The 13,049-nt window shown below is 68.9% G+C and carries 10 protein-coding genes; 5 read left to right on the top strand and 5 right to left on the bottom strand.

The features are described 5' to 3' along the window. Nucleotides 1-138 precede the first annotated feature (138 nt). The 3 genes from ACGFYV_RS20230 to ACGFYV_RS20220 form a co-directional block, all read right to left on the bottom strand. The gene (locus tag ACGFYV_RS20230; RefSeq protein ID WP_393879768.1) at nucleotides 139-1,101 is read right to left on the bottom strand and encodes an alpha/beta hydrolase; all 963 of its coding nucleotides are present in this window, start codon (nucleotides 1,099-1,101) and stop codon (nucleotides 139-141) included. A gap of 317 nt (nucleotides 1,102-1,418) precedes the next feature. Next, nucleotides 1,419-1,862: an SsgA family sporulation/cell division regulator gene (locus tag ACGFYV_RS20225; protein WP_393879767.1), complete on the bottom strand. Its 444-nt coding sequence runs from the start codon at nucleotides 1,860-1,862 to the stop codon at nucleotides 1,419-1,421. Between the two features lie 139 nt (nucleotides 1,863-2,001). Next, complete coding sequence (locus ACGFYV_RS20220; RefSeq protein ID WP_393879766.1) at nucleotides 2,002-3,210, bottom strand: MFS transporter; 1,209 nt, start codon at nucleotides 3,208-3,210, stop codon at nucleotides 2,002-2,004. 288 nt (nucleotides 3,211-3,498) lie between these two features. Here ACGFYV_RS20220 and ACGFYV_RS20215 point away from each other — a divergent pair, with 288 nt between their 5' ends. Then, nucleotides 3,499-5,241 carry a pyruvate dehydrogenase gene (locus tag ACGFYV_RS20215; protein WP_393879765.1) on the top strand — a complete coding sequence of 581 codons (1,743 nt, stop codon included), beginning with the start codon at nucleotides 3,499-3,501 and terminating at the stop codon, nucleotides 5,239-5,241. A 178-nt stretch (nucleotides 5,242-5,419) separates the two neighbouring features. Here the strand turns inward: ACGFYV_RS20215 and ACGFYV_RS20210 are convergent, their stop codons facing one another. Together ACGFYV_RS20210 and ACGFYV_RS20205 are read right to left on the bottom strand one after the other, a co-directional pair. After that, nucleotides 5,420-5,845: a hypothetical protein gene (locus tag ACGFYV_RS20210; RefSeq protein WP_393879764.1), complete on the bottom strand. Its 426-nt coding sequence runs from the start codon at nucleotides 5,843-5,845 to the stop codon at nucleotides 5,420-5,422. A gap of 111 nt (nucleotides 5,846-5,956) precedes the next feature. Beyond that, nucleotides 5,957-6,952, bottom strand: coding sequence for an alpha/beta hydrolase (locus tag ACGFYV_RS20205; RefSeq protein ID WP_393879763.1), 996 nt, complete (start codon nucleotides 6,950-6,952; stop codon nucleotides 5,957-5,959). Between the two features lie 340 nt (nucleotides 6,953-7,292). On the opposite strand from ACGFYV_RS20205, the gene ACGFYV_RS20200 reads away from it, so the two are divergent. The 4 genes from ACGFYV_RS20200 (at nucleotide 7,293) to ACGFYV_RS20185 (ending at nucleotide 12,532) form a co-directional block, all read left to right on the top strand. Next, nucleotides 7,293-10,088, top strand: a complete 2,796-nt coding sequence (locus ACGFYV_RS20200; protein WP_393879762.1) for an AAA family ATPase — start codon at nucleotides 7,293-7,295, stop codon at nucleotides 10,086-10,088. 201 nt (nucleotides 10,089-10,289) lie between these two features. Continuing rightward, nucleotides 10,290-11,312, top strand: a complete 1,023-nt coding sequence (locus ACGFYV_RS20195) for a DNA-directed RNA polymerase subunit alpha (RefSeq protein WP_393879761.1) — start codon at nucleotides 10,290-10,292, stop codon at nucleotides 11,310-11,312. A 491-nt stretch (nucleotides 11,313-11,803) separates the two neighbouring features. Next, nucleotides 11,804-12,178 (top strand): hypothetical protein, encoded by a 375-nt coding sequence (locus ACGFYV_RS20190; protein ID WP_393879760.1) that lies wholly within the window; start codon nucleotides 11,804-11,806, stop codon nucleotides 12,176-12,178. Nucleotides 12,179-12,247: 69 nt separating this feature from the next. Then, a complete protein-coding gene (locus ACGFYV_RS20185) occupies nucleotides 12,248-12,532 on the top strand; it encodes a hypothetical protein (protein ID WP_393879759.1) in 285 nt (94 codons plus the stop codon). The last annotated feature ends 517 nt before the right edge of the window (nucleotides 12,533-13,049 follow it).

Below are 13,049 nucleotides of genomic sequence, written 5' to 3'. Positions count from 1 at the left end.
TCACTGATGGGTGTGGCCCTGCCACTGGCGGGGTGTGGGCTTGCCGCTGATGGGTGTGGCCCTGCCACTTGGGTGTGGCGTTGTCACTGGCGGATGTGGCCCTGCCGCTGATGCGTGTGGCCTTGCCGGGTCGGCGAGTCAGCAGGTGTTCAGGACGCCGCGCAGGGTGGTGGTGGCCAAGGTGATGGCGGCCTCGGCCGCCTGCGTCTCGCGCAACGCGTTCAGCATGACGAAGTCGTGGATGACGCCCTGGAAGCGCACCGCGGTGACCGGGACGCCCGCCTCGCGCAGCTTGCCGGCGTAGGCCTCGCCCTCGTCACGCAGGACGTCGGCCTCGCCGGTGATGACCAGGGCCGGCGGCAGTCCGGCGAGCTGCTCGGTCGTCGCGCGCAGCGGGGAGGCGGTGATCCGGGCGCGTTCGGCCTCGTCGGTGGTGTACTGGTCCCAGAACCACCGCATGCCGTCACGGCGCAGGAAGTAACCCGTCGCGAACTGGTGGTAGGAACCGGTGTCGAAGTTCGCGTCGGTGACCGGGTAGAACAGCACCTGCTGCACCAGCGGTACGTCGCCGCGCTCCTTCGCCATGAGGGTCAGCGCGGCGGTCATGTTGCCGCCGACGGAGTCGCCGGCGACAGCGATACGCGAGGAGTCCAGGCCCTTGGAGGCGCCTTCCCGGACGACCCACCGCGCGACCGTGTAGTTCTGCTCGATCGCGATCGGGTAGCGGGCCTCCGGGGAGAGGTCGTACTCGGGGAAGACCACTGCCGCGTTCGCGCCGACGGCGAGTTCGCGCACCAGACGGTCGTGGGTGTGGGCGTTGCCGAAGACCCAGCCGGCGCCATGGATGTAGATGATCACCGGCAGGGTGCCCGAGGCGCCGGCGGGCTTGACGACGCGCGCGCGGACGCTGCCCGTGGGACCGCCCTCGACGGTGATCCACTCCTCGTCGACCGTCGGCTTCTCGATGTCGCCGGACTGTACCTCGTCGACCGCCTTGCGGCCTTCGGCCGGCGGGAGATCGAAGAGGTAGGGCGGATTCGCGGTCGCCTCGGCGAACGCGGCCGCTGCCGGCTCCAGCACCGGCTGCACAACCTCAGACATGACGTGTTCTCAATTCCTCATACTGTGCTGGTCGATCCGACAGGCGATCCTCAAAGCAGGTGCGATAGCCCTGCTATGGCGCCTGTGACCAAGCTAAACTCACCAGACTCAGCGGAATTGCGAACCAGCGCACCGGCCCTGGCCCGACCACGCACTCGAAGACGCGGTGTGCTGACGGCACGAATCGTGCCCACTTCTCTGCCGGCTTCTCCGCCGACTTGTCCGCCGGCTTCTCCGCCAGGAGTTGACGGCTCCGGCCCACCCGCGCCGCCGCGCACGCTCCGGTCGGCAGAGAACTGACGGCACATCATTTCCCGTCAGCGAGCAGGGCGTTCCTCATCACCCCTGCACGTGAGTTCGGCCACGGCACGGTCGAGGTCGACGTGAAGACTCTCCGTGCCGGAGGGCACGAGCATGAAGGCCTGCCGCAGGAATGTGGCCACCTCCTTGACCGCGATGTCGACCAGCGCAACGCCCCTGGCGGACCTCAGGACGATGCGCATGGAGTGCGGGTGGCATCGCGGCTGGGGAAAGATGAGCACGTCACCCACACCGGCCGGTCGACGCGTTCCCTCGTCGAGCAGCGCGCGAGCGAACACCCAGGTGACAGGCCTCGCGGGAGGCGCGCCGAGGGAAAGGCGCACGGCGTAGGGGTCGGTCGTGTCGTAGTGCAACTCCGCGGGCAGCGGCACCGGAAGCCCCTCCGGGGCGCTGACGAGCGCCATCACCGGCCACATGGTCGAGGCGAGCGGCCGTCTCATCCCATCCTCCATATTGTCCACAGAAACGTTTTTTCTGTGAGCGAAGGTAAAACGCGCCGTCCAGCGCGACTTGCCGAAGGAGGTACGAGGAGTTGTCCGAGAATGAACAATTACGGTATTCCAGTGCGCCCCGCCCGCTTCACCTGCGCTGCCGGTGCTCGGTGCACCAGTAGAGCAGGGCGATCTGGGGGAGGATTCCCCCCAGTACCGTAAGCCCTACCCAGCCTTCGGCGTTGTACACGACGGAACCGAGCTGCGAGCCGACCGCGCCGCCGACGAAGAACATGGCGATGAAGACGCTGTTGAGGCGGGCGCGGGCAGCGGGGTCGAGCTGGTAGACGATGTGCTGGCCGAGGATGAGGGTGACCTGAACCGCCATGTCGATGAGGACCGCCGCCAACGCCAACGGAATGACGCTGTGCCGGCCGATTCCCGCGAGCGCGAAGGCGAGCACGGCGACCGCGAAGGCCACTCCGGTCATGGGGCGGACCAGTTCCCGGTCGGCCCAATGCCCGGCCAGCGGGGCGATGGCCGCACCCGCCGCGCCGACGAGCGCGAAGACGCCGACCTCGGTCTGCGAGTAGTGGAAGGAGGGCCCGGTCAGCACGAAGGAGACGGTGGTCCAAAAGGCGCTGAACGCGCCGAACATCGCGGCCTGGTACAGGCCTCGGCGCACCAGCGCCGGGTGCGTGCGCAGCAACCGCCAGGTGGAACGCAGCACGTGGTGGTAGGGGAGCATGGTGGTCGGGGCACGCTGCGGCAGGGCGAGCCGCAGGGCCACCGCGAGGGCCGCCATGAGGGCGGCCGAGCAGAGGAAGACGACACGCCAGCCGGCGAGGTCGGAGACCAGGCTGCTGAGGGTGCGGGAGAGCAGGATTCCGGTGAGAAGACCGCTCATCACCCGGCCGACGATCCGGCCGCGTGCGTGGTCGGGGGCGAGACTCGCGGCGAAGGGCACCACGATCTGGGCGACGACCGAGGTGGCGCCGATGACCAGAGAGGCGGCCAGCAGCAAGGGAAAGTCACTGGCCAGGCCCGCCCCCACCAGGGCGAGGGCGGTGACCGTCAGCAGGACGGTGATCAGGTTGCGCTTCTCCAGGCGATCGCCGAGTGGGACCAGGAAAAGCATGCCGATCACATAGCCGGCCTGGCCGAGCGTGATCAGCACGCCGGCCGTGGCCGTACTGATGTCGAAGTCGCCGCTCAGCGTGGACAGCAAGGGCTGGGCGTAGTACAGATTCGCCACGGTCATGCCGGAGGCGACGGCCAGCAGGGCGACCAGCCACCCGGGTACGCCCGGGGCCGGGGATTCGGCAACGGGCGGACGAGGGCGGTGACTTCGTGACATGGCAGACGTGAGCACCTTCTTGAGTACTGATGCGGGAGGCCGCCTCGATGCGGGAGCGGCGTGCGATGCGGGAGGCCGGCTCGATGCGGGAGCGGCGTGCGCTGAGCGACAGCGTCCTCGACGCGCTTACGCACGCTAAATGCCTGGCGTTACCGCGCACTTCCCCATTCGAGGAGACAGCACCGACCGGTGCGCTGCCGGGCAGCAAATGGTGCGCTGAAGAACAATGTCGCCATTCGCGCCTGACTAGCGTGGCTGCCGTCACCACGGATCGCCCTGAGGAGTGCCATGCCGAAACAGACCGTTGCCGAGCAGTACGTCGACCTCTTGGCGCGCGCCGGTGTTCGCCGGATGTACGGTGTGGTCGGCGACAGTCTCAACCCCGTTGTCGACGCGGTGAGACGGCACCACGCCATGGAGTGGATCCAGGTCCGGCACGAGGAGGTCGCGGCCTTCGCCGCCGGCGCCGAAGCACAACTCACCGGCAGGCTGGCCGCCTGCGCGGGCTCGTGCGGTCCGGGCAATCTGCACCTGATCAACGGCCTGTTCGATGCCCATCGCTCCATGGCACCGGTCATCGCGCTGGCGGCGCAGATTCCCAGCAGCGAGATCGGCACGGGATACTTCCAGGAGACGCATCCCGACCGGTTGTTCGAGGAATGCAGCCACTACTCGGAACTCATCTCCTCACCACGGCAGATGCCCCGAGTGGTTCAGACGGCCATCCAGCACGCGGTCGGTCGCCGTGGGGTGTCGGTGGTGGCCCTGTCCGGCGACATCGCCGCCCAGGACTCCCCCGACGGCGGCGCCGAGCTCGCGATACCTCTCGACCGGCCTACCGTGCGTCCCGGCGACCAGGAACTCGCCCGGCTGGTACAACTCGTGGATGCCGCCGAGAAGGTGACCGTGTTCTGCGGCCGTGGCGTCGAAGGCGCCCACGCCGAGGTGATGGCCTTCGCCGGGAAGGTCAACGCTCCCGTCGGACACGCGCTTCGCGGCAAGGAGCACATCCAGTACGACAACCCGTACGACGTCGGCATGTCCGGACTGCTCGGATACGGCGCCGCGTACGAGGCGATGCACGAATGCGATCTGCTGCTGCTCCTGGGCACCGATTTCCCCTACACGGACTTCCTGCCGCGTGACGTCAGAACCGTGCAGATCGACCTGCAGCCTGAACGGCTCGGCCGGCGCACGCAGTTGGACTTCGCGGTGTGGGGAGACGTCCGCGAGACGCTGAAGTGCCTGACCCCTGCCGTACGCGCGAAGTCGTCCCGCCGCTTCCTCGACCGGATGCTGGACCGGCACGTGCACGCGCTCGAAGGGGCCGTGAGCGCCTACACCCGCCAGGTGGACAAGCACACGCCGATCCACCCCGAGTACGTCGCGTCCGTCCTCGACGAGGTGGCCGCCGACGACGCCGTCTTCACCGCGGACACGGGAATGTGCTGTGTCTGGGCGGCCCGCTACCTGACGCCGAACGGCCGTCGCCGCATCCTCGGCTCCTTCGTCCACGGGTCGATGGCCAACGCGCTGCCCCAGGCCATCGGTGCGCAGTTCCTCGACCGCGAGCGCCAGGTGGTGTCCCTGTCGGGTGACGGCGGGTTCTCCATGCTGATGGGCGACTTCCTCACGCTCGTGCAGTACGACCTCCCCGTCAAGGTGGTCGTCTTCAACAACTCGTCCCTCGGCATGGTCGACCTGGAGATGATGGTGGACGGGCTCCCCCCGTACGGGACCACCTACTCCCACACCGACTACGCGGCCATCGCCACCGCGGCCGGTGCGCGCGGCATCCGGGTCGAGAGGCCCGCGGACGTACGCGACGCCCTGCGTGAAGCCTTCTCCCACAAGGGGCCGGCACTGGTCGATGTGGTCACCGACCCGAACGCGCTGGCCCTTCCGCCCAAGATCACCTCCGAACAGGTCAGCGGCTTCGCCCTGTCGGCCAGTCGCACGGTCCTGACCGGAGGGGTCGGGCGGATGATCCAGCTGGCTCGCGCCAACCTCCGGAACATCCCGCGTCCGTGAACGCCCTTGCGGGGATGCCCCGTTGACGCCTCGGCCGGGCGTCCCACCGCCGAAGAGCACCTTGTCCGTGTCCTGTCCGTACAGGCCACGTCCAAGGTGCTCTTCCTTGCGGTCCGCGTGATCGAACCCACCTACCGCGTAGGCGAGTTCGCCGTCCCCCCGGGACGCCCCGGCCCGATCAGTCGAGTTCCGGCTCCGAAACCCCCAAGTAGCACCGGTTCGTGCGAAACACCGTCATCCGGCAGCCGTCGCCGAACGAGTAGTGCCGGCGCGGATCGCACAGGACGATGTCGCCGGGCTCAAGGACGGTCTCGCCCCCGGCCCCGTCGATCACGGCTGACCCCTGGACGATCAGTCCCAGGTACAGGAATTGCCTGTCTCCGTCGCTGGGCAGCGCGGGCAGGATCCGTATGCACCCGTGTTCGACAGGCAGCCGGACGGAGGAGGTTCTTTTCGGTTCCTCCCTTTCCGGTTCCTCCCTTTCCGGTTCCTCCCTTTTCAGGGCATGGGGCATCACCGAATCGGCCATGAGAATTTCTCCGGGATGAAAGTGAATCAGCGACCAAAGGTTCTCGAATGCATGGCCGATGCCCTGCCGGCGCACGGCCCTGCTCCGCGGTACGTGCCGCCCCGGGCGGCCTCACGCCCTTCACTCTGGCAAGAGCCTGTTCCGCAGGCACCCGTAAGTTGACTGTCGATCGCTGAAGCCGGGCCGTCAGCGCCGGTCGGCCAGGGCTTTCTCCAGAAAGCGGCCACCCTGCCGGATCGCGGCACGCGTGGGCGGGCTGTTCCGCAACAGGGTCAGGGAGACGAAGTCGTGCACCGTTCCCAGATAGCGAACGGCCGTCACCGGCACACCCGCCAGCCTCAGCAGACGGGCGTAGGCCTCACCTTCGTCCCGTACGACGTCGGCCTCCGCCGACACGATCAGGGCGGAGGGCAGTCCCGCGAGATCCGCGGCCGTGGCCCGCAGGGGCGCGGCCGTGGGCTCGGCGAGTTCGCACTCGTCGTCGGCGTATTGCTGCCAGTACCACTCCACGGCCTCACGCGTCAGGAAGTAGCCGGACTCGAACTGGTCCCGCGACGGAGTGTCGACATGCGGATCGGTCATCGGGTAGTAGAGCAACTGCGCGCGGATGCGGGGGCCGCCACGCTGCTTGGCCATCATGGTGAGCGCCGTGGCCATGGTCGCGCCCGCGCAGTCCCCGGCCACCGCGAGTTTGCGGTCGTCCAGGGCGAGTTCGGCCGCCTGCTCGACCACCCAGGTCAGCAGCGAGTACGACTCCTCCAGCGCCACCGGATAGCGGGCCTCCGGAGTGCGGGTGTACTCGGGCACCACGAACGCGGAGCCGCTGATGGCCGCCAGCTGGCTGATCAATCGCGCGTGGGTCCGGGCGTCGCCGAGCATCCACCGGCCGCCGTGCAGGTATACGACCGCAGGAAGGGGGCCGGCCACCCGCCTCGGCCGGAACATCCAGAAGCCGACGAGCCCGGAAGGGCCCACCGGTGCCACCCGGAACTCGGCGTCCACGTCGAAGTCGTCGAACGTGTCGTCCTGCATCTCGAGCAGTGCCTGCCGTCCGTCGACAGGACCCAACTGGTGCAGATAGGGCGGTGCGGCGGAGGCCTCCACAAGCCGCTGGACGAGGGGGTCGAGGACCACCGCGGGACGGTCGTGTCCGCCGGTGTCCGTGGCGGAATCAGAATTCACACGCCCCCCTGCCGCTTACGGCAACATAACGAATAGTCGGCCTCTGGGCTCCTGCGCCAGCCGCCGGGCATGAGGCCGCGCCGCCAAAGCGACACCACATGACTCACCATAGCGTTCACAGATCTTCTGACGAGATCACGGTAACCGAGCGTACGAGGAGACAGGATCAGCCGCTCGGCGATCCCGTAAACTGCAAAAGCGTTTCTCGTGCCGACGCTCCGCCGGTCAGGGTGGTGCACCTGCAAAAAACGGGGGAACACCATGGCCGGACCACTTGATGACATCACGCGAATACTCTCCGCCGCGACCGGGGCCTGCCACGAGAACGCCGAGGCCCGCCATGAGAACTAGGGGCAGTACCGCGCACCGCTCCCTGACGGACACGCAACTGGTGGGCCGGAAGGCCGAGATCGCCGCGGTCCTGGACACCATCGAGGAGGGGAGCGGCAAACCGCGCATCCTGCTCCTGCTCGGTGAGGCCGGAACGGGCAAGTCGAGGCTGATGGCGCTCGCCACCGACCGCGCGCGGGACAACGCGACACTCGTGCTGACCTCCCAGGGCCATGAGGCGGAGTCACGGCAGTCCTTCGCGTCCCTGCACCAGTTGCTTCTGCCGCTCCTGCCCGACATCGGCTCCTTGCCCGGCCATCTGCGCGGGGCCCTGGAGATCGCGTTCGGTGTCGCTCCCTCCGAAGGACCGCCCGACCCGATGCTGCTGCGCGTGGCGGTGCTGACCCTCCTGACGGAGGTCTCCCGCCGGCAGGGCGTCCTGCTGGCCGCCGACGACATCCAGCACTTCGACCGCGACTCCCTCGACGTACTGGGCTTCGTCATGCGTCGTATCACCGCGGAAGCCGTTCCCGTACTGCTGGCGGCCCGCGGACAGACGCCCCCGGACGGTGTCGCCGCGGACCTGCCGACCCTGGTCCTGGCACCGCTGACCGAAGACGCCGCGGCCGAACTCGTGGACGCCCAGCCGCGTGCGCCCACGGGCCGCACCCGGCTCGATCTGCTGCGGCAGGCCGACGGCAATCCGCTGGCCATCATCGAACTGTGCCGCGCGGCCACGACGGGCGGCACGGGAGCACTGCCTGGCCGCGGGCTGCCGCAGACGGAGCGCATCCAGGCCCTCTACGCGGCCCGCCTGCGCGGCCTGCCGGAGATGACCCGACGGCTGATCCTGTACGCCGCGGCGTCGGAATACGAGGACCTCGCGACGATCACGGCCGCCGCCGGCGCCGGAGAGAACCTCGCGGCGTGGGGCCCGGCCGAGGAGGCCGGTCTGGTGACCATCGCGGACGGGCAGCTGGTTTTCCGGCATCCGCTGGCGCGGGCGGGTTCCTATCACGGAGTGCCGGCCCATCTGCGGCAGCAGGCCCACCGGGACCTGGCGGCTGTCCTCACGGCCGATCCGGCCCGCCGGGCCTGGCACCTGGCCGCGGCGTGCGTCGGCTACGACGAGTCCGTGGCGGCGGCCCTGGAGGACACCGCCGAACTCGTCGAGCGCCGAGGAGGCTTCTTCGCGGCGGCCCAGGCGCTGGAGCGGTCCGCCGAATGCAGCCCTACGGCAGAGGACCGGGCGCGCCGCTACACCAAGGCCGTCAGGGCCGCCCAGAACGCCGGCGACCCCTCGTGGGTGCGTGAGCTGTACGACAAGGTCACCGCACTGACCGACGACCGGGAGCTGCTGGGCATCGCGGCCTATGGAGTCGGCCTCGCCCTGTCACTGTACGGCCACCAGCGGCAGGCCTTCCAGGTCGTCATGAGCGCGCTGGAGCCGGAGCCGCCCAAGGACGTCATGACCGTGCTCGTTCTGGGAGCCGCGCTCAACGTGATCGCCTCCCAGTCGGGCCTGCCCGAGATCAGGCGCCCGATGGCCGCCCTGCTCAACGGGGTCGAGGCCGCGAACCACGACTCGCCCTTCATCGAGTTGACCGCGACCGGAATCTTCGCCGCGGTGCAGGCGGTGGCCCTGGCCGGGGCCGATCCGACCAGTGCCCCGGACCTGCTGCGGCGGATCCGCTCCCAGCCGAGTACGCCTGAGCCACAGCCCCCCACGGCGCAGATGGCCGGGATCCACGCGCTCGGCGGGCTCGCCTGGCTGGCCGACGAGTCCGACCTCTGCGTGGAGTCACTTCGGCAGGCATACACCTTGATCAGGTCGTACGCAGCCATGGGCACCAGTTCGAGCACGCTCGCTGCGATGGGCACGGCGCTGATCGACACGGGACGCTGGGCGGAGGCCGACGAGCATCTTGAGGAGACCGCGGCACTGGCCGCGGTGCACAAATGGAGGCATCACCCGGCCGACGTCGAGGCGATGCGCGTGACGCTGCGGGCCCTGCGTGGCGAGTCGGCCGTCATGCCCGACGATCGCGTGTGGACGGCAGTCGATCTGGAGGAGAACCGTGCCACCCACGCACGTCTTCTGCGGGCGGCAGGCACCGCCGCCGCGGCGGCCGGCGACTTCGACAGCGCGTTCCGGCACTTTCGGCTGATGTTCGGTGAGGACGGCTCGCCCCTGCACTTCTTCCTGTCACCCCGGTCGGTCGGCGATCTCGCCGCGGCCGCGCAGCGGACGGGCCGGGAGGAGGAGGCGGAGCGAGTCGTCGCGGCGGTTCGCTCCGCCATCGGGCCGCGGCCGACGACCCGGATGACCCTGCTGCTGCACTACGCCGCCGCGCTGACCGGTGATCCCAAGGACGCCGAGCACCACTTCCGGCTCGCCACGGTGAACCCGGCGGGCGATCAGTGGCCGCTGGCGCGGGCGCAGGCAAGACTCCACTACGCGCGATGGCTGCGCCGGCGACGGCGCCCCCTGGACGCCCGCCCGATCCTGACCACGGCGCTGGAGTCGTTCACCCGGCTCGGCGCGTCGGGCTTCGCCGAGGAGGCACGCGTGGAGCTGCGGGCCAGCGGCGTGGCCACCACGCCCCGCCAGGCCGACCCGCTGGTGGAGCTGACCGCCCAGCAGCGCGAGATCGTCCGGCTGGCGGCACAGGGCCTGCGCAACCGGGAGATCGCCGAGCAACTGATGCTCTCTCCTCGTACGGTCAGTTCACACCTCTACAACGTGTATCCGAAGCTGGGTGTCAGCAGCCGCAACCAACTCCGGGGCTTCTTCGAGGATTTGTGACCACGGCGGTGACCGCGAAGTGGCGCGCGGTCCGCGCACCGCACCCCCTGCGGCGCGGCCTTCGGACTCCACTTCGGCAAGAGCTGAGCCGGCGGACGGGCGGCGCCGGGCGGTTCGACTTCGTCGAAGGCCGCTACGCCCCGTACCCTTCGGGGACCACGGCGTCAGATAGCGGACGCCAAAAACTGGAGGCAAACCTTCGTGCTGATCGCTCAGCGTCCTTCGTTGACCGAAGAGGTCGTCGACGAGTTCCGCTCCCGGTTCGTGATCGAGCCGCTGGAGCCGGGCTTCGGCTACACCCTCGGCAACTCCCTGCGCCGCACCCTTCTGTCGTCCATCCCCGGCGCTGCTGTCACCAGCATCCGCGTCGACGGTGTCCTGCACGAGTTCACCACCGTGCCGGGCGTCAAGGAGGACGTCACCGACCTGATCCTCAACATCAAGCAGCTGGTCGTCTCCTCGGAGCACGACGAGCCTGTCGTGATGTACCTGCGCAAGCAGGGCCCGGGTCTGGTCACCGCCGCCGACATCGCGCCCCCGGCCGGTGTCGAGGTGCACAACCCCGACCTGGTCCTCGCCACGCTCAACGGCAAGGGCAAGCTGGAGATCGAGCTGACCGTCGAGCGCGGTCGCGGCTACGTCTCCGCCGTGCAGAACAAGCAGGTGGGCCAGGAGATCGGCCGTATCCCGGTCGACTCCATCTACAGCCCCGTGCTGAAGGTCACGTACAAGGTCGAGGCCACGCGTGTCGAGCAGCGGACCGACTTCGACAAGCTGATCGTCGACGTCGAGACGAAGCAGGCCATGCGGCCGCGCGACGCCATGGCGTCCGCCGGCAAGACCCTGGTCGAGCTGTTCGGTCTCGCCCGCGAGCTGAACATCGACGCCGAGGGCATCGACATGGGCCCGTCCCCCACGGACGCCGCCCTGGCCGCCGACCTGGCGCTGCCGATCGAGGAGCTGGAACTCACGGTCCGCTCCTACAACTGCCTCAAGCGTGAGGGTGTCCACTCGGTGGGCGAACTCCTGGCGCGCTCCGAGGCGGACCTCCTGGACATCCGCAACTTCGGTGCGAAGTCCATCGACGAGGTCAAGGCGAAGCTGGCCGGCCTGGGCCTGGCCCTCAAGGACAGCCCGCCCGGATTCGACCCGACCGCCGCTGCCGACGCCTACGGCGCCGACGACAACGGGAGCGCGGGTTTCATGGAGAACGAGCAGTACTGAGCTGAACGCTGCGCCGGGTCGCGGCGTGGGCCGGGAAGGCGGCGGGGCTGGGAAGGCGGCGGGAGCCGGGAAGGCGGAGGAGCCGGCGATGAGCACCGGCCGGCCCACCGCACCCGGCCCCGCACGATGTGAGGCCGACCGACATGCGCCGGCACCTGGTCGGCCGATCCCGGTGACACCGGCGAGGGAGAGCCCGTGCTCCGGCGCGGCGAGAAGCGCTCCGGCCGGCGATCCATCGCCGAGGCGGAGAAGCCCGCGCCGGCCGAGCTCGGCGGGTACGCCGTCCAGCGGGTACGCCGTCCAGCGGGTACGCCGTCCAGCGGGCACGCCGTCCAGCGAGGGCGAGGACTTCATGAGCCGGGTCCTTCCCGCGTTCAACGAGGAAGAGGCCTTCGTCACCTCGCAGTTGAGCGTCGAGGAGTGCCGGACCCTCGCGGAATTGTCTTGCGCCGCAAGGTCTAGCGTGGGCTCGTAACCTGGAGGTGCCGCTGATGCGCGTGGAGATGCTGACCGTCCCGGACTGCCCGAACGGCCCGGTGTTCAGGGAGCGGCTGATGCTCGCCCTCGCCGGCCGTGCGGACGTGGAGCTGACCGAGTACGTGGTCGACGACCATGCCGATGCCGAGCGCAGGGGCATGCACGGCTCGCCGACGCTGCTGGTCGACGGGCACGACCCGTTCGCCGCTCCGGGCACCCCGGCCGGCCTGTCCTGCCGGCTCTACCGGGGAGTGGACGGCTGGGCCGGCGGGGCACCCTCCGTCGAGGAACTGCGCCAAGTCCTCCGGCTTCCTCGGCAAGCACCCGCGGTACACCTCGGAGTTGCCGGTCGCCCACTTGGTGAAGGCTCTGCCGTGGAGGAGACTTGAGCGTGTGGCGGTCCCGCGGGACACCACCCGCCCTTCGGGGGCGTGGCGGTGGAACGAAAGGTAGGGCCCATGAGTGCACAGCACGCCAAGCGCCTCTTCGCGGTATCTGTGGTCGGCGCTCTGATGGCCGGCGGCTCCGCGCTCGGCGCGGCGGGGACTGCTTCGGCGGCCACCCCGGTTCCCGTCCCTTCGTACTCCCAGCGCTCCAACCGTGGCTGCGACGAGGTCTGGGGGGACGGCGGTTGCGATGTCCACGGTGACCTCGGCGGTGAACTCGGCAGTGACCTCGGCGGGTTGAGCCGTCATCTGCCGCTACGGGCGAATGTCGTCCAGGCTGTCGACGATGGTCACTGACGGCTGATGCGAAGGCGCAGGCACCTGAATAAGAATGGGGACATAGAAAATGTCGCCGTGCCTGTACTCGGCCTTCCATGAATTCCTGTAGCACACGGTCCTCTGCGGGTCACCGCGTGTCGCATAGCATCGAGTTGCCGACTTCACCGGTTCGGACTGTGATTTCGTCCACAAATGGCCCGCTTCACTGGCTGATGCGCCCCCGACACCAAGGGCAACACAGCAGGTAGCCGCAGCCACAAGACCGACGCCCCGCAAGGCTACTTTCTTCATTCTCAATCACCCCGAAGGCCAGGATGCACCTACCCTGCCGGGCGCGCACGTGGAAGTCCGGTGACCAGGGGACTTTGAGTCACCCGGTCGCCGGACCAGAAAGTCAGCCGTTGTTGTTGTTATTGTTGTTGTTGTTCCCGCCTCCACCGTTGTTGTTGTTATTGTTGTTGTTGTTCCCGCCTCCACCGTTGTTGTTGTTATTGTTGTTGTTGTTCCCGCCTCCACCGTTGTTGTTGTTATTGTT

Origin of the sequence: Streptomyces sp. NPDC048297, from assembly GCF_043201585.1 — a bacterium.
Lineage (GTDB): Bacteria > Actinomycetota > Actinomycetes > Streptomycetales > Streptomycetaceae > Streptomyces.
This window is presented reverse-complemented; position numbering and strand designations above follow the sequence as displayed.

What these genes read in the sequence shown, in the direction of transcription:
- ACGFYV_RS20230 (WP_393879768.1), bottom strand. Translation starts at nt 1,101, where the DNA reads ATGTCTGAGGTTGTGCAGCCGGTGCTGGAGCCGGCAGCGGCCGCGTTC.
- ACGFYV_RS20225 (WP_393879767.1), bottom strand. Translation starts at nt 1,862, where the DNA reads ATGAGACGGCCGCTCGCCTCGACCATGTGGCCGGTGATGGCGCTCGTC.
- ACGFYV_RS20220 (WP_393879766.1), bottom strand. Translation starts at nt 3,210, where the DNA reads ATGTCACGAAGTCACCGCCCTCGTCCGCCCGTTGCCGAATCCCCGGCC.
- ACGFYV_RS20215 (WP_393879765.1), top strand. Translation starts at nt 3,499, where the DNA reads ATGCCGAAACAGACCGTTGCCGAGCAGTACGTCGACCTCTTGGCGCGC.
- ACGFYV_RS20200 (WP_393879762.1), top strand. Translation starts at nt 7,293, where the DNA reads ATGAGAACTAGGGGCAGTACCGCGCACCGCTCCCTGACGGACACGCAA.
- ACGFYV_RS20190 (WP_393879760.1), top strand. Translation starts at nt 11,804, where the DNA reads ATGCGCGTGGAGATGCTGACCGTCCCGGACTGCCCGAACGGCCCGGTG.
- ACGFYV_RS20185 (WP_393879759.1), top strand. Translation starts at nt 12,248, where the DNA reads ATGAGTGCACAGCACGCCAAGCGCCTCTTCGCGGTATCTGTGGTCGGC.